The 14,447-nt window shown below is 68.2% G+C and carries 13 protein-coding genes and 1 pseudogene; 8 read left to right on the top strand and 6 right to left on the bottom strand.

The genetic code is table 11. From position 1 onward, the window contains the following. The first annotated feature begins 87 nt into the window (after positions 1–87). The 3 genes from ACWEQQ_RS43330 to ACWEQQ_RS43320 all read left to right on the top strand — a co-directional run bounded on the left by ACWEQQ_RS43330 (position 88) and on the right by ACWEQQ_RS43320 (position 3,401). On the top strand, positions 88–1,137 hold the full coding sequence (locus ACWEQQ_RS43330) for an ABC transporter permease (protein ID WP_452352344.1): 1,050 nt from the start codon (positions 88–90) through the stop codon (positions 1,135–1,137). Positions 1,138–1,172: 35 nt separating this feature from the next. Then, the gene (locus ACWEQQ_RS43325; RefSeq protein WP_452352343.1) at positions 1,173–1,898 is read left to right on the top strand and encodes an ABC transporter ATP-binding protein; all 726 of its coding nucleotides are present in this window, start codon (positions 1,173–1,175) and stop codon (positions 1,896–1,898) included. Positions 1,899–1,961: 63 nt separating this feature from the next. Continuing rightward, positions 1,962–3,401 carry a DUF222 domain-containing protein gene (locus ACWEQQ_RS43320; protein ID WP_452352342.1) on the top strand — a complete coding sequence of 480 codons (1,440 nt, stop codon included), beginning with the start codon at positions 1,962–1,964 and terminating at the stop codon, positions 3,399–3,401. A 321-nt stretch (positions 3,402–3,722) separates the two neighbouring features. On the opposite strand, the gene ACWEQQ_RS43315 is transcribed toward ACWEQQ_RS43320, so the two are convergent. Beyond that, positions 3,723–4,691 (bottom strand): helix-turn-helix transcriptional regulator, encoded by a 969-nt coding sequence (locus ACWEQQ_RS43315; protein WP_452352341.1) that lies wholly within the window; start codon positions 4,689–4,691, stop codon positions 3,723–3,725. 92 nt (positions 4,692–4,783) lie between these two features. Here ACWEQQ_RS43315 and ACWEQQ_RS43310 point away from each other — a divergent pair. The 5 genes and pseudogenes from ACWEQQ_RS43310 to ACWEQQ_RS43290 form a co-directional block, all read left to right on the top strand. After that, positions 4,784–5,269 (top strand): annotated as a pseudogene (locus ACWEQQ_RS43310) (epoxide hydrolase family protein); the annotation flags it as partial. A 76-nt stretch (positions 5,270–5,345) separates the two neighbouring features. Continuing rightward, positions 5,346–5,936 carry a hypothetical protein gene (locus tag ACWEQQ_RS43305; RefSeq protein WP_452352340.1) on the top strand — a complete coding sequence of 197 codons (591 nt, stop codon included), beginning with the start codon at positions 5,346–5,348 and terminating at the stop codon, positions 5,934–5,936. Positions 5,937–5,969: 33 nt separating this feature from the next. After that, a complete protein-coding gene (locus tag ACWEQQ_RS43300; RefSeq protein WP_452344789.1) occupies positions 5,970–6,551 on the top strand; it encodes a TetR/AcrR family transcriptional regulator in 582 nt (193 codons plus the stop codon). 80 nt (positions 6,552–6,631) lie between these two features. Further along, entirely contained in the window at positions 6,632–7,393 is a 762-nt protein-coding gene (locus tag ACWEQQ_RS43295; RefSeq protein ID WP_452352339.1) for an SDR family NAD(P)-dependent oxidoreductase, read from the top strand. A gap of 136 nt (positions 7,394–7,529) precedes the next feature. Next, complete coding sequence (locus tag ACWEQQ_RS43290; RefSeq protein ID WP_433563353.1) at positions 7,530–7,955, top strand: DUF4254 domain-containing protein; 426 nt, start codon at positions 7,530–7,532, stop codon at positions 7,953–7,955. Between the two features lie 6 nt (positions 7,956–7,961). Here the strand turns inward: ACWEQQ_RS43290 and ACWEQQ_RS43285 are convergent, their stop codons facing one another. Genes ACWEQQ_RS43285 through ACWEQQ_RS43265 form a run of 5 tightly spaced genes read right to left on the bottom strand, consistent with a single transcriptional unit; the run spans position 7,962 to position 14,443 of the window. Next, entirely contained in the window at positions 7,962–9,896 is a 1,935-nt protein-coding gene (locus ACWEQQ_RS43285; protein WP_452352338.1) for an acetoacetate--CoA ligase, read from the bottom strand. A gap of 11 nt (positions 9,897–9,907) precedes the next feature. After that, the gene (locus ACWEQQ_RS43280) at positions 9,908–10,741 is read right to left on the bottom strand and encodes an HpcH/HpaI aldolase/citrate lyase family protein (RefSeq protein ID WP_379397205.1); all 834 of its coding nucleotides are present in this window, start codon (positions 10,739–10,741) and stop codon (positions 9,908–9,910) included. Next, positions 10,738–11,262 carry a MaoC family dehydratase gene (locus ACWEQQ_RS43275; protein WP_452344792.1) on the bottom strand — a complete coding sequence of 175 codons (525 nt, stop codon included), beginning with the start codon at positions 11,260–11,262 and terminating at the stop codon, positions 10,738–10,740. Before ACWEQQ_RS43275 ends, ACWEQQ_RS43280 begins: the two co-directional genes overlap by 4 nt. Beyond that, entirely contained in the window at positions 11,259–12,419 is a 1,161-nt protein-coding gene (locus tag ACWEQQ_RS43270) for an acyl-CoA dehydrogenase family protein (protein WP_452344793.1), read from the bottom strand. The genes ACWEQQ_RS43275 and ACWEQQ_RS43270 overlap by 4 nt, the downstream gene beginning before the upstream one ends. Beyond that, entirely contained in the window at positions 12,416–14,443 is a 2,028-nt protein-coding gene (locus tag ACWEQQ_RS43265) for an ATP-binding protein (RefSeq protein ID WP_452352337.1), read from the bottom strand. Before ACWEQQ_RS43265 ends, ACWEQQ_RS43270 begins: the two co-directional genes overlap by 4 nt. Positions 14,444–14,447 lie beyond the last annotated feature (4 nt).

Raw genomic sequence — 14,447 nt, 5'->3', positions numbered from 1 at the left:
GTAGGAATCGCCGCCCCACCCTTGGCTGGTCCGGGAACCGTCCTGCTCGACGATGGTTTTCGAGGTCCGCGACGACACAGTGGAATCATGTTCGTCGCACTCAGAGATCTGCGGGCCGCCCGCGGCCGCTTCCTCCTCATTTCCCTGGTGGTCACGCTGGTCGCGCTGCTGGTGAGCTTTCTCAGCGGCCTGACGGCCGGCTTGGCGCACCAGAACATCTCCGCCATCCAGTCCCTCAACACGAGCACGGTCGTCTTCTCCGACACCGGGTCCTCCCCTTCCTTCGACGCCTCCACCTTGAGCACCGAGCAGGTGCAGACGTGGCAGGCGGCGGGCGGCACCGTCGATCCGATCGGCATCAGCCGCACCCGCGCCACCCTCGATGGCGCGTCGCCCACCCAGGTGGCACTGTTCGGCGTCCAGGGCACGCCTTTCGGCAAGCGCGTGGCAACCGATCCGGGCTCGGTGATCCTGTCCAAGGCCGCCGCCAAGGACCTCGACGCCAAGGCCGGCGACACCGTCGAGCTGGGCGCGGCCTCCTACACCGTGCAGGGCGTGACCGATGACGACTGGTACGCGCACACCCCCGTGGTGTGGATGACGTTGGCGGACTGGCAGTCCCTCAACCCCCACGCGGGCGCGGCCACCATCCTCGCGGTGTCCGGCGTGAGCGATCAGTCCGCGGTGAACGCGTCGGCGCACACCACCACGACCAGCAGCAAGGACTCCCTGTCCGCGATGTCGTCGTACCAGGCCGAGAACGGTTCGCTGACCCTCATGACCGTCATGCTGTTCGCCATCTCGGCGCTGGTGATCGGGGCGTTCTTCACGGTGTGGACCGTGCAGCGGCAGCCGGACATCGCGACGCTGAAGGCGCTGGGCGCGACCACCGGCTCCCTGATCCGGGATGCCCTGAGCCAGGCGCTGATCGTGCTGCTGCTCGGTGTCGGCATCGGTGTCGGCCTGACCGCCGTGGCGGGCGTATTCATGGGCGGCGCAGTGCCTTTCGTGCTCAGTGCAAGCACGACGCTGTTCCCGGCCGCGGCGCTGATCGCGCTCGGTCTGCTCGGCGCGGCCTTCGCACTGCGCTTCCTCGTCACCACCGATCCCCTCACCGCCCTCAACCAGGCCCGCTGATGACCACACTCCCCTTGCCTCCCAGGAGCATTGCGATGACCAACGCACTGACCGTCTCCGATCTGACCCTCACCTTCCCGGACGGCACGGACCGCATCACCGCCCTCGACCACGTGAACCTGCGCGTGGGCGGCGGCGAGATCGCGGCCATCACCGGGCCGTCGGGCTCCGGCAAGTCGACCCTGCTGGCCACCGTCTCCACCCTGCTGCGCCCGGATTCGGGGCGGGTGGAGCTCGAAACCGCCACGGGCACCATCGATCTCGCCTCGCTGAGCCGACGTGACGCCGCGACCCTGCGGCGCAGCTCGATCGGCATCGTGTTCCAGCAGTCCAATCTGGTCCCGGCGCTGACCGCCGTCGAGCAGCTCGAGGCCATGGTGCACCTGGGGCAGAGCTGGTTCGTCTCACCCGCCAAGCGGCGCGCAGCTCGCTCGCGCGCACGGGATCTGCTGGCGGCCGTGGGGCTCTCGGGGCACGAGAACAAGCGGCCGGCTCAGCTCTCGGGCGGACAGCGGCAGCGGGTGAACATCGCGCGCGCCCTGATGAACGACCCGTCGCTGCTGGTCATCGACGAGCCGACCAGTGCGCTGGATCAGGAGCGCGGGGCGGCCATCATCGATCTGATCGTCGGGATCGTTCGGGAGCATGGAGCGTCGACGTTGCTGGTGACGCACGATCTGTCGCATTTGGATCAGATGGACAGCGTGTACCGAATGGTGGATGGCGTTCTTACACAACAGAAATCGGCATTGGCGGCCTGAAATATACAGGGATACTGGACAATTCGGATTCCTATCTTATAGCGAAAGCGATAGCATAGAGGTATGAATTCGAAGGGGAAAGCGCTGGAGAGCTGCGGTATCGCCGAATTGGCGACCGCAGTCCAGACCCTTTCGAACACCAGCCTGAGGCAATTCTCCGATGCCGATGTCGTGGAGTTGATGCAGCGCCTGGAAACCTGCAAACGCCAACTGTCGGCGCTCGATTCACGCCTGATCATCGAAGCCGCGAATCGCTCCCTGCCCGAAACCAGTGGAGCCGGGGACCTGGTGCCGTTCCTGCGCCAGACACTCGGGTTGTCGAAATACGAAGCGTCGGTGCGGGTGAAGATCACCCGCCAATGCGGCGAGTTCTTCGAACCCACTGGCCACCTGCGTCCGCCCACCTTGGCCGAGACCGCCGAAGCCTTTGAGACAGGCGACATCTCACGCGACCGCGTCCGCAACATCATCGACGTGATGAACCACCTGCCCACCGACATCCCCGGCGAGACCCGCGCCGAAGCCGAGCACATTCTGGTCGGTCACTCGCGGATCGGCTGGCCCGATGACCTGCCCAAGATCGGCCGCGACATCCTCGCCCGCGTCGACCCCGACGGCAAGGTCGTCTCCGACGCCGACCGCCGTCGCAAGCGGGGAATCATGCTGTGCCGCCCCGGCATCGATGGCATGTCCTGGATCGAAGGGTGGATCACCCCGGAACTGCGTGCCCTGCTCGATGCCGTGTTCGCGAAGTTCGCGCGCCCGGGCATGTGCAACCTCGAAGACCCCGAAAGCCCCACCGCCACTGCCGCTGTCATCGACTCGAAGGCCCTCGAGGCCGCCGCCCGCCGCGACCGCCGCGACGCCGGTCAGCGCACCCACGACGCGCTGTTCGCGTTGCTGCGGCCCGGCGTCGACCCCGCCAAGCTCGGCTCCCACCGGGGCCTGCCGGTGCAGGCCATCCTGACCATGTCCGTCGCGGATCTCGAGCGTGGGGCCGGGGTCGCGACCACCGCCTCGGGCGGCCACGTGAGCATCAACGAGGCGTTGAAGATGGCCGAGGGCACCCGCCCGGTACTGGCGGTCCTCGACGCCGACGGGCTGCCGCTGTACCTGGGTCGCTGCCAGCGACTGGCCACCCCGGCCCAGCGCCTGGCCCTGATCGCCCGCGACAAGGGCTGCACCCGACCCGGATGCGACGCACCCGCCTCGATGTGCGCAGTCCACCACATCACCGACTGGGCCACAGGCGGCCCCACCGACCTGACCAATCTGACCCTGGCCTGCGACCACTGCCACGCACTGGTCAACGACAGTCCCGACGGCTGGAAAACCGTTGTCATGGGCAAAGATTCCCCCTACCGGGGACGCACCGGATGGATTGCACCGAAGAGTCTTGATCCCACCGGCATTCCTCGCGTGAACGACAGACATCACGTGGGCCAGCAGGTCGCCACTGCGATCGAATCGAGTTGCCGAAGGTGGGGTTCACGAGCGGCATGATTCCCAGCTGCGCATGTCTTGCCGGCGTGCGCAGGGACCGGGGAGTGTGGTTTGCCTCGTCTTCCGAACGCCGAACGCCCGCACCGACATTCCTGCCACGGTTTCTCCGATCTCAATCGCCACTGCCGCCACCAAGACGCCGACAACCATCATGTGGCGACCCCAACCCGGTGATCTGAAGGAATACGTCCTGCAGTAACCCCACATGCGGCTTCAAAGGTGAGGGGGCTGGTAGGTGTAGGCGCGGACGTGAGCCCGACCCCCTCCCTTCTCCAGGCATCTTTGTCTTTCAATCTTTTGATCTTTTGGGTTTTGGTCCTTTTATCTTTTGGCTTCTATTGCGCGGGCGGCGCGATCGCGGATCTTTCGCAGCTCGTCTGTTAGTTGGCAGGGACTGTGCACTTCGAATTCGACGCCCAGCTCCAGGAGGCGGTGTGCTACCCATTCGGGGAGGTCGTCGCGGGACATGTTCAGGGTGCAGGTGTTTGGTCCGTGCGGGACGATGTCGCCGGGCCCTTCGCCCAGGCGGCCGATTACGGCTTCGGCCGGGGCGGCGATGTCGACCTGGAAGTGCAGGGTTGGGGTGCCCCAGTCGGTTCGTTCGCCGGTTACGTAGGCGGCGGGGTTGGCGGCGGGGAGGTCGCGTGGGGTGAAGCGGGCGCCGGTGGGCTGGAGGCGGTGGATTCGGTCGGCGCGGAAGACGCGCCAGTCGTTGCGGTCGAGATCGAAGGCGACCAGGTACCAGCGGTGCCGGTGGGGGACCAGGCCGACGGGCTCGGTGTTGCGCCGGGTTTCGGCGCCGTTGGCCGCTGCGTAGGCGAAGCGGATTCGCTCCCGGTTGGTCACGGCTGCGGCCAGGGCGGTGAGGAGCTCCGGGTCGACGGGGGTCGCACCGGAGCGGGGCGGGACGGTGGCGGCTCCCAGGACTCGCACCCGGCGGCGCAGTTTGGCGGGCAGTACCTGTTCGATCTTGGCGAGCGCGCGGACGGACGCCTCCTCGATGCCGGCGATGGCGGAGCCCGCGGCCGCCCGGAGGCCGACCGCGATGGCGACCGCCTCCTCGTCGTCGACCAGCAGTGGCGGCATGGCGGCCCCCGCGACCAGCCGGTAGCCGCCGGTGGCGCCCATGGTGGCCGCGACGGGGTAGCCGAGATCGCGGAGGCGGTCGATGTCGCGGCGGACGGTGCGATCGGTGACGCCGAGACGTTCGGCGAGTTCGCTGCCGGGCCATTCGCGCGGGGTCTGCAGCAGCGACAGCAGCCGCAGCAGTCGTGCCGACGTGTCGCTCATACCCGCCATCCTCCGCTCGAAGTAGGACGAGAATAGTCCTATATGACTCCTACCGTGGTCAGCGGATCGTCCGCCCGACGTCAGGAGTCACCATGACCAGCACCGATATCCGCCCGTTCCGCATCGCCATCCCGCAGTCCGATCTCGATGACCTCCTCGACCGGCTGGCGCGGACCCGCTGGACCCGGCAACTCCCGGGACAGGGCTGGGAGCGCGGCGTCCCGGTGGCCTATCTGCGCGAGCTGGCCGAATACTGGCGCACCGAATTCGACTGGCGCGCACAGGAAGCGGCGCTCAATGAGCTCCCGCAGTTCCTGACCGAGATCGACAGGCTGGACGTGCACTTCCTGCACGTGCGCTCGGACGACCCGGACGCGCTGCCGCTCATCCTCACCCACGGCTGGCCGAACAGTTTCGTGGAGTTCACGAAAACCATTCCGCTGCTGACGAATCCGCGAGCGCACGGCATAGAGTCGGCACAGGCGTTCCACGTGGTGATCCCGTCGGTGCCGGGTTTCGGGTTCTCGGCGGCGCCGCGCGAACCGGGCCTGCGGCCATGGCACGTGGCCCGCATGTGGGTGGAGCTCATGGCCCGCCTGGGTTACGACCGTTACGGCGCGCAGGGCGGGGATCTGGGCGTGCGTGGTGCAGGAGATGGCGATCGCCGCCCCCGGCCACCTGGTCGGGGTGCACATCGACGGCGGCATCGGCCTGCCCACCGAGGCGGACGTCCCGACCATGACGGCCGAGGAACGCGCCGAGTGGGATCTCATGCAGAAGTGGCAGTCCGGCGTGAATCACCATGTCCTGCTCCGCCAGGCGCCGCAGACGTTCGCGCACGCCTGGACCGACTCCCCCATCGGCCTGCTCGCGTGGCTGGTCCACAAGTTCGACGAGTTCTCCCCGCTGGCCGACCGGCTGGAGGACGCCGTGGACCGCGACCAGCTGCTGACCAATGTCAGCGTCTACTGGTTCTCCGATACCGCCGCCACCTCGTCCTGGCCCATGTACAACGGACTGGGCGACCATGGTTTCGCATGGCCGACCGGCCAGAAGCTGGTCCCGGTGGGCGTGTACGCCGGGGGCTCGCCGCTCATGCGCCGGCTCGCCGACCGCGACAACACCATCGTGCACTGGCCCGAGGGCAACACCGGCAACCACTTCCTGGCCATGGACGTTCCCCGGGCGCATGTGGCCGATATTCAGGCCTGCTTCGGCACGATCCACCGAGCCCGCCATATTTGACCGATTGGTCTTGAAAGCCGTAGTGTCCGTGCCATGGCGAGGACCAAGGAGTTCGATCCGGACACCATGCTCCGCCGGGCTCTCGAATTGTTCTGGGAGCGCGGCTATGAGGCGACGTCCATGTCGGATCTGGTTGAGCACCTTGGGATTGCCAGGGCGAGCATCTACTCGACCTTCGGCGGCAAGCGCGACCTCTACCTGAAGGCCCTTCAGCGCTACCTCGAGACCACCGATCCGGTGATCATGGACGAGTTGTCGCAGCCGGGTCCGGTTCTGCCAGCGGTGCGCGGACTCGTGCAGCGGTTCGTCCGCGAAGCATCCAGTCCCGATTCATCTCTGGGCTGCCTGGTCGTGAACAGCGCGGTCGAGTTGGCGCACTGCGACGAGGCGGTGGCGCGGCTCGTGGAGTCCAGCTGGGCGCACCTCGAGACGACATTGACTTCCGCGCTGCTGCGCGCCCGCGCGCAGGGCGAACTGGCGGCGGACTCAGACCCGCGTGCACTCGCCCGATTCCTTCTCGTCTTCTTCCAGGGAGTCCGCGTCATCGAGCGCACGCCGGATTCGGCTGCACGCCTGCAGGATGCGGCCCGCGTGGCCGTATCCGTGCTCGGCTGAACAGGTTTCCCATTCATCCACAACCTTTTCCACTGTCCATATTCGAGAACGATCATTCCGAAAAGGAGCTTCGAACTGTCATGACCACCCGATTCGATGACAAAACTGTGCTGATCACCGGCGGCGCGGGCACGATCGCGGGCGCGACCGCCCAGGCCTTCGCCGATCTCGGCGCCACGGTCGTGCTGGCAGGCCGTGATGCGCAGCAGCTGGCCGACGCCGCCGGACGAGTTCGGCCGGCGGCCGGCACGGTTGACTGGGTGGTCGCCGACGTCACCGACGGCTACCAGGTCGCGGCCATGATCGAGGAGGTCGTGCGCCGGCACGGCGGCCTGGATGTGGCCTTCAACAATGCCGGAATTCTGGGCACGCCCGCCCCGGTCGGCGAGCTGGAGGATGCCGACTGGCACCGGGTGCTGGATGTCAACCTGACCGGCGTCTTCCTGTCCATGAAACACGAGATCGCCCATATGCGCGGCAATGGCGGCGGCGTCATCGTGAATATGGCCTCGAATATCGGCGCGCACGGGCGCCGTCCTGGTCTGGCGGCCTACGCGGCCTCCAAAGCGGCGGTCAGTGTGCTGACCCAGACCGCCGCGCGTGACCATATCGGCGACGGTATTCGCATCAATGCGGTCAGCCCGGGGGCGACCGATACGCGAATGTCCTTCCGCCCGGGGGAAACTCGCGCGGATCGCGATGCGCGCATGGCGTCGGCAATTCCACTGGGCCGGGTCGGGGATCCGGCGGAGATCGCGGCGGCCGTGGTGTGGCTGGCCTCCCCGGAATCCGCTTTCGTCATCGGCCACGATCTGGTGATCGACGGCGGCGCCACGGCGTGATCTCACCGTTTGCCCAACGGGTACGGCGAGCTTCCAATAGCGGAATCGAAGTGGGGTGTTGAACCGGCAGACACGTCCCTGTCATCTGCGCTGACTAACGTGCTGGGAATTCGCAGGTCGCGTTATAGGAGTCGCGATGAGGGACACACTGCCATCCAAGAACCAGGTCCTTGAGGCTTGTCGAGGTTCTGGTCAGCCCGGTCATCCACTACTACGCGCGGCGCACGACCTGACCGCGCTGCACGAGCGCCTGCTCAGTGCCGAACCGGCCCAGCTGATCGAACTCGACACCATCCGGACGGACCTGGTGCATCAGATCGACTGCTGGGTGACCGCGCAATTGCCGCCGTCACACGGCGCGGCCCGGGTACACACCGAAACCCTGGGCGCGGTCATCGATCGGCTGGCCCGGTTCACCGCCACCGCCTATGCGGCGCTGGCGCGCGAATCCGGCCGGGAACTCACCATAGCCTGGGAGCACCTGGCCGAATTGGCGGTCGGCTATGAGGATTTGGCGTCGGAAGTGTGCACCGGGCGTCGTCGCCTGCCCGGTGCACACTGACCCACCTCACTTCGGCTTGCGCGCGGCGTACCAGTCCAGGAGTTCGGGAACGTCGACGGCCGTGGGTGCCACCACCGTGGACACCTCGGCGCCCTGGATCAGTTTCTTGATCGGCACTTCCAATTTCTTGCCGGTGCGAGTATGCGGAATGCCGGGTGCCGCGATGATTTCGTCCGGCACGTGTCGCGGGGACACTTCGGCGCGAATGGTCGCATTGATGCGGGATCGCAGCTCGTCGGTCAATTCGGCCCCGGGGGTCAGCACCACGAACAACGGCATCCAGTAGCCGCCGTCCGGTTGTTCGGCGCCGATGACCAGTGCCTCGGTAATTTCCGGTATGCGTTCCACCGCCGTATAGATATCGGCGCTGCCCATCCGGATGCCCTGCCGGTTCAGGGTGGAATCGGAGCGGCCGTGCACCACGATGCTGCCGTGTTCGGTAATGGTGATCCAGTCGCCGTGCCGCCACACACCGGGGAACATCTCGAAATAGGCGTCGCGATAGCGGGAGCCGTCGGGATCGTTCCAGAAGGACACCGGCATCGACGGCATCGGCTTGGTGATCACCAGTTCGCCGACCTCGTCGCGCACCGGATTGCCCTGCTCGTCCCAGGCGTCCAGGGCCACGCCGAGGTACGGGGCGGACAGCTCGCCGGGCCAGACGGGCACGGTGCGGACGCCGCCGATGAAGGCGGACACCACATCGGTGCCACCGCTGATCGAGGCCACCGGCACCTGCTCGCCGACGTTGTCGCGCAGCCACAGCGAGGACGACGGGGGCAGCGCGGAGCCGGTGATGCCGACCAGCCGGAGGGCGGACAGATCGTGGTCGGTGCGCGGCACGGATCCGGCCTTGGCGCAGGCCAGCACATAGCCGGGGCTGGTGCCGAGGACCGTCGTGCCGGTGCGGGAGGCCAACTGCCACAGCGCATCCGGCGTCGGCGCGGCGGGGCTGCCGTCGTAGCAGACGATGGTCGCGCCCACCAGCAGTCCGGCGACCTGGAAGTTCCACATCATCCAGCTCGGGCTGGTGTACCAGAAGAACGTGTCGTCCGGGCCGATATCCGATTGCACGGCAACGGCTTTGAGGTGCTCGAGCAGCACGCCGCCGTGCCCGTGCACGATGCCCTTGGGCTTGCCGGTGGTGCCGGAGGAGTACAGCACCCACAGCGGGTGTGCGAAATCCACCTCCTCGATCGGGAGCACGACGAACTCGTCACCGGGATCGACGCTCTCCCAGGCCAGGGTGCCGGGCACCTCGAGGCCGAGACGCGGGACCAGCACGGTCGCCGCCAGCGAGGGCAGTCCGGCGCGCAAGGCGGCGATATCGGCGGTCTTGTCGTGCGCCTTGCCGCCGAACCGGTAGCCGTCGGCGGTGACCAGCACCTTCGGTTCCAGCTGCCCGAGCCGGTCGAGCGCGGCCTGGGCGGAGTAGTCCTGGCCGCAGGCGCTCCAGACGGCCCCGATGCTGGCGGTGGCCAGGAAGGCGATGACGGCCTCGGGGATGTTCGGCAGGTACCCCGCGACCCGGTCGCCGGGTCCGACGCCCAGCGCGCGCAGGGTGTGGGCGAAGGCGGCGGCGGTGGCGATCAGTGCGGCCCAGGAGATCTCGGTGATCTCGCCGGTCTCGTCGACGGACAGGATGGCGGGCCGGTCGTCGCGGACCTGCCGCATCACCTGCTCGACATAGTTCAGCGTGGTGCCCGGGAACCACTGCGCGCCGGGCATTTCCGTGCTCCCGAGCACCTCGTCGGAGCGCTCGCCGAGATCGAAGTAGTCCCAGATCGCGCCCCAGAAGCCGGGCAGGTCGTCCACCGACCACTGCCACAGGGCTCGATAGTCCGGCAGGGACAGCCCGGTGCGCTTCTCGACGAACAGCGCGAAGCTGGTCACCTGTGCCTCGGCGATGTCCTGATCGCTGGGCACCCACTGTGGTTCCACCGCAATACCTCCTACGACGCGAATCCCGCGCTGCCGGCCGTGGCGGCCCGCTGCACGATTCGCTCGGCATGCCGGATGACGGGCATGTCCACCATGCGCCCCTCGAAGGTGAAGACACCCCGATGGTTCGGCGCTTCCGCCAATAGTCTGCGCGCCCAGTCGACTTCGCCGGGCGTCGGCGCGTAGGCGGTCCGGATGACCGGCACCTGGCTGGGGTGGATGGCCACCTTGGCGTCGAAGCCGATGGCGACCGCGTCCTCCGATTCGGCCGCCAGCCCGGTCAGATCCGGAATATCCAGGTACACCGAGTCCAGCGCGAACTTGCCGTACGCCTTGGCGGCCAGCAGGGATTGGGAGCGCACGTGCCGCGCCACATCCCGGTAGCCGCCGTCGGCGTGCCGGCTGGAGTTGCCGCCGAGCGCGGCGACCAGATCCTCCGCGCCCCACATGACGCCGATGGCATTGCGCACCATGACCGCCCGCCCGACCGCGAGCGCGCCCAGCGGGGATTCGATGAGCGCGATCACCTCGTAGTCGGTCAGCCGCGTGATCTGTTCGGCCGATTCGCATTTGGGCAGCATGATGCGCCGGTACTCGGTGCGCACCAGGGCGTCCAGGTCGAGCATGTGCTCGAAGGTGCCCGCGGCATTGACACGGACGACGGTGCGTTCCGGGTCCAGCGGGGTGGCGATGAGCGCCTCGCGGGCCGCCGCCTTGTCGGCCTCGGCGACGCCGTCCTCGAGGTCGAGGATGACCACGTCGGCCGCGGCGAGGGCCTTGCCGTAGCGCTCGGGCCGGTCCGCGGGGCAGAAAAGCCAAGCGGGGCCGGGCATTTCCCAACTCATGCGGGTTCCTCCAGCGGGCTGGATGTCGGGCTCCGTCTCACCAAGGTTTTCCGGGCGGCGGTGGCCACGATGTCGCCGTGCTGATTGCGCCCGGTGTGCGCGAAGGTCACGATGCCCTCGCCCGGGCGGCTCTTGGATTCCCGCAGGTCGGTCACCACGGTCTCGGCGTACAGGGTGTCGCCGTGGAAGAGCGGCTTGGGGAAGGCGATCTCGGAGAAGCCGAGGTTGGCCACGATGGTGCCCTGGGTCAGCTGCGCCACCGACAGGCCCACCAGCGTGGACAGCGTGAACATGGAGTTCACCAGCCGCTGGTGGAACGGCGGCAGCGCGTCGGAGAACGCCGCGTCCAGGTGCAGGGCCTGGGTGTTCATGGTCAGCGTCGTGAACAGCACATTGTCGGCCTCGGTGATGGTACGGCCGGGCCGGTGCTCGTACACCACGCCGATCTCGAACTCGTCGAACCACAAGCCGCGCTGGACAACCCGCTTCACCTCGGCGGTACCCGTGTGTCGCTCGCTCACAGGCCGAGCTCCCGACCGATCAGCATCAACTGCACCTCCGTGGTGCCCTCACCGATTTCCAGGATCTTGCTGTCGCGATAGTGCCGCGCCACAGCATATTCGTTCATGAAGCCGTAACCGCCGAAGATCTGCGTGGCGTCGCGGGCATTGTCCATGGCGGCCTCGCTGGCGACCAGCTTGGCGATGGCGGCCTGCTTCTTGAAAGGCTTGCCGGACAGCATGAGCGCGGCCGCGTCGTAATAGGCGGTGCGGGCCATGTGGGCGCGCGCCTCCATGCGGGCGATCTTGAAGGCGATGGCCTGGTTGTTGCCGATGGCGCGGCCGAAGGCCTCGCGCTCCTTGGCGTAGCGCACGCTCTCGTCCACGCAGCCCTGCGCCGCGCCGACCGACAGCGCCGCGATGGCGATCCGGCCCTCGTCGAGGATGCGCAGGAAGTTGGCGTAGCCGCGGCCGCGCTCGCCGAGCAGGTTCTCGGCGGGCACCCGGACGTCGTCGAAGCTGAGCGGGTGGGTGTCGGAGGCGTTCCAGCCGACCTTGTTGTAGGCGGGTTCGGCGGTGAAACCGGGAGTGTCGGTCGGCACGATGATCGTCGAGATCTCCTTCTTGCCGTCCACTCCCCCGGTGACCGCGGTGACCGTCACCAGCCGGGTGATGTCGGTGCCCGAGTTGGTGATGAACTGCTTGGAGCCGTTGATGATCCAGGTGTCGCCGTCCAGCCGCGCGGTGGTGCGGGTGCCGCCCGCGTCACTGCCCGCGCCGGGCTCGGTGAGGCCGAACGCGCCCAGCGCGCGCCCGCTGGCCAGCAGCGGCAGCCACTCCGCCTTCTGCTTGTCGTTGCCGAAGCGGTAGATCGGCATGGCGCCCAGGGAGACACCGGCCTCCAGGGTGATGGCCACGCTCTGGTCGACCTTGCCGAGCTCCTCGAGGGCCAGGCACAGCGCGAAGTAGTCGCCGCCCATGCCGCCGAACTCCTCCGGGAACGGCAGGCCGAACAGGCCCATGTCGGCCATGCCCGAGACCACCTCGTAGGGGAAGCTGTGCTCGGCATCGTGCTTGGCGGCGACCGGGGCCACCACCTGGTTGGCGAAATCGCGGACGGTGAGGGCGAGTTCGCGGTACTCGTCCGGCAGGGTTCCGGTGGACAGGAAATCGGTCATGACTGGGTGTTCTCCTCGGCGATGATGCGAGCCAGCGGCTGTTCGAGTTTCACCTGCGCGCCGGGCTCGACCAGCAGTTCGACGCGGCCGGCAATGGGTGCGGTGAGGGTGTGTTCCATCTTCATGGCCTCCACGACCACGATGGGCGTGCCCGCGGCGACGATCTCGCCGTCCGCGGCGGGGGTGGCGATGACCGAACCCGGCATGGGGCTCTGGATCTCGGCGTCGCCGACATGGGCGTCGCCGCCGCGGACATCGGCCTCGGCGACCTCGCGCAGCAGCGCGGTGCCGGTGCGGTCGGCGACCCAGATCTGACCGGACCCGGTGGCGACGCGGAAGCGGGTGCGCAGGCCGTCGAGGGCCAGCATCAGCGAGTCACCGTCGGATTCCACTGTCAGGACGTGCTTTTCGCCGCCCTCGACCCAGGCCGTCGCCTGCTCCGGGGTGCCGGACAGGTACACGTGGGCCGTGCGGTCGCCGCCGATGAGGCGGATGCCGACGGGCGCGTGCGCGCCGACCCGCCAGCCGGTGGGCTGCTGCCACGGATCGACCGGGGCGGCCGGCCAGCGGCGCAGCCAGAGTTCGGCCGCGGCGGCGATGAACTGCTCGTCGCTGACCGGTTCGGGCGTGAAGCCCACGGCGCGGCGGTCCAGCAGACCGGTATCCAGCTGTCCCGCACGGACATCCGGGTCGGCAAGCAGGAAGCGCGTGAAATCGGTATTGGTGCGGACGCCGAGGATCTGCGTGTCCCGCAGGGCCGCATCGAGTTTGGCGATGGCGGCGGTGCGGTCGGCGGCGTGGGCGATGACCTTGGACAGCATCGGGTCGTAGTCGCTGCCGACCACGGTGCCGGCACGCAGGCCCGAATCCACCCGCACGCCGGGGCCTTCCGGCTCCGCCAGTGCGAGCACGGTGCCGCCGGTGGGCAGGAAGTCGCGGCCCGGGTCCTCGGCGTAGACGCGCGCCTCGATGGCGTGGCCGGTGAGGCGGATGTCGTCCTGCGCGGCCGCCAGCTTCTGCCCGGCCGCGATGCGCACCTGGCATTCCACCAGATCGACGCCGGTGACCAGCTCGGTCACCGGGTGCTCGACCTGCAGGCGGGTGTTCATCTCCATGAAGAAGAACTCGTCCGGCTGGTCGGCGGAGACGATGAACTCGACCGTGCCCGCGCCGACATAGTCGACACTGCGCGCGGTATTGCAGGCGGCCGCGCCGATCCGGGCGCGGGTCTGCGGATCCAGCAGCGGCGAGGGCGCCTCCTCGATCACCTTCTGGTGGCGGCGCTGCAGGCTGCACTCGCGCTCGCCCAGGTGCAGCACGTGGCCGAACTGATCGGCCAGGATCTGCACCTCGATGTGCCGGGGGCGGGTGACGAAGCGCTCCAGGAACAGGGTGTCGTCGCCGAAGGCCGCGCCGGCCTCGCGGCGGGCGCTGACCAGGGCGGCGGGCAGGTCGGCCGGATCATCGACCCGGCGCATGCCCTTGCCGCCGCCACCGGCGGACGGCTTCACCAGCACCGGGTAGCCGATCTCCGTTGCGGCGTCGATCAATTCGGCGTCGGTGAGGCCGGGCTTGGCGATGCCGGGCACCACCGGCACGCCGTATTCGGCCACCGCGTTCTTGGCGGTGATCTTGTCGCCCATCACCTCGATGGCGCGGGCGGACGGGCCCAGGAAGGCGATGCCCGCCGCCTCGAGTGCGGCCGCGAAGGCCGAATTCTCCGACAGGAAGCCGTATCCCGGGTGTACGGCCTGCGCGCCGGAGCGCACGGCGGCCGCGACCACCTTGTCGATGCTGAGGTAGGACTCGCGCGCGGGGGCCGGGCCGAGGTGGACCGCGGTATCGGCCTCGCGCACATGGCGGGCGTCGGCGTCGGCGTCGCTGTAGACCGCGACCGATCGAATCCCCATGGCGCGCAGGGTGCGAATGACCCGCACCGCGATCTCGCCGCGATTGGCGACCAGCACGGTGTCGAAGGCGACGGGTTGCGCTTTGTCGGAGACAAAGGAGGACATCGTGTTCATCAAG

The sequence above is a fragment of the Nocardia sp. NPDC004123 genome, from assembly GCF_053603795.1.
This window is presented reverse-complemented; position numbering and strand designations above follow the sequence as displayed.

Excerpts from the sequence above, each read along its gene's own strand:
- ACWEQQ_RS43270 (WP_452344793.1), bottom strand. The coding sequence starts at position 12,419 with ATGACCGATTTCCTGTCCACCGGAACCCTGCCGGACGAGTACCGCGAA.
- ACWEQQ_RS43325 (WP_452352343.1), top strand. The coding sequence starts at position 1,173 with ATGACCAACGCACTGACCGTCTCCGATCTGACCCTCACCTTCCCGGAC.
- ACWEQQ_RS43320 (WP_452352342.1), top strand. The coding sequence starts at position 1,962 with ATGAATTCGAAGGGGAAAGCGCTGGAGAGCTGCGGTATCGCCGAATTG.
- ACWEQQ_RS43315 (WP_452352341.1), bottom strand. The coding sequence starts at position 4,691 with ATGAGCGACACGTCGGCACGACTGCTGCGGCTGCTGTCGCTGCTGCAG.
- ACWEQQ_RS43295 (WP_452352339.1), top strand. The coding sequence starts at position 6,632 with ATGACCACCCGATTCGATGACAAAACTGTGCTGATCACCGGCGGCGCG.
- ACWEQQ_RS43305 (WP_452352340.1), top strand. The coding sequence starts at position 5,346 with ATGGCGATCGCCGCCCCCGGCCACCTGGTCGGGGTGCACATCGACGGC.
- ACWEQQ_RS43265 (WP_452352337.1), bottom strand. The coding sequence starts at position 14,443 with ATGAACACGATGTCCTCCTTTGTCTCCGACAAAGCGCAACCCGTCGCC.
- ACWEQQ_RS43300 (WP_452344789.1), top strand. The coding sequence starts at position 5,970 with ATGGCGAGGACCAAGGAGTTCGATCCGGACACCATGCTCCGCCGGGCT.
- ACWEQQ_RS43280 (WP_379397205.1), bottom strand. The coding sequence starts at position 10,741 with ATGAGTTGGGAAATGCCCGGCCCCGCTTGGCTTTTCTGCCCCGCGGAC.
- ACWEQQ_RS43330 (WP_452352344.1), top strand. The coding sequence starts at position 88 with ATGTTCGTCGCACTCAGAGATCTGCGGGCCGCCCGCGGCCGCTTCCTC.
- ACWEQQ_RS43290 (WP_433563353.1), top strand. The coding sequence starts at position 7,530 with ATGAGGGACACACTGCCATCCAAGAACCAGGTCCTTGAGGCTTGTCGA.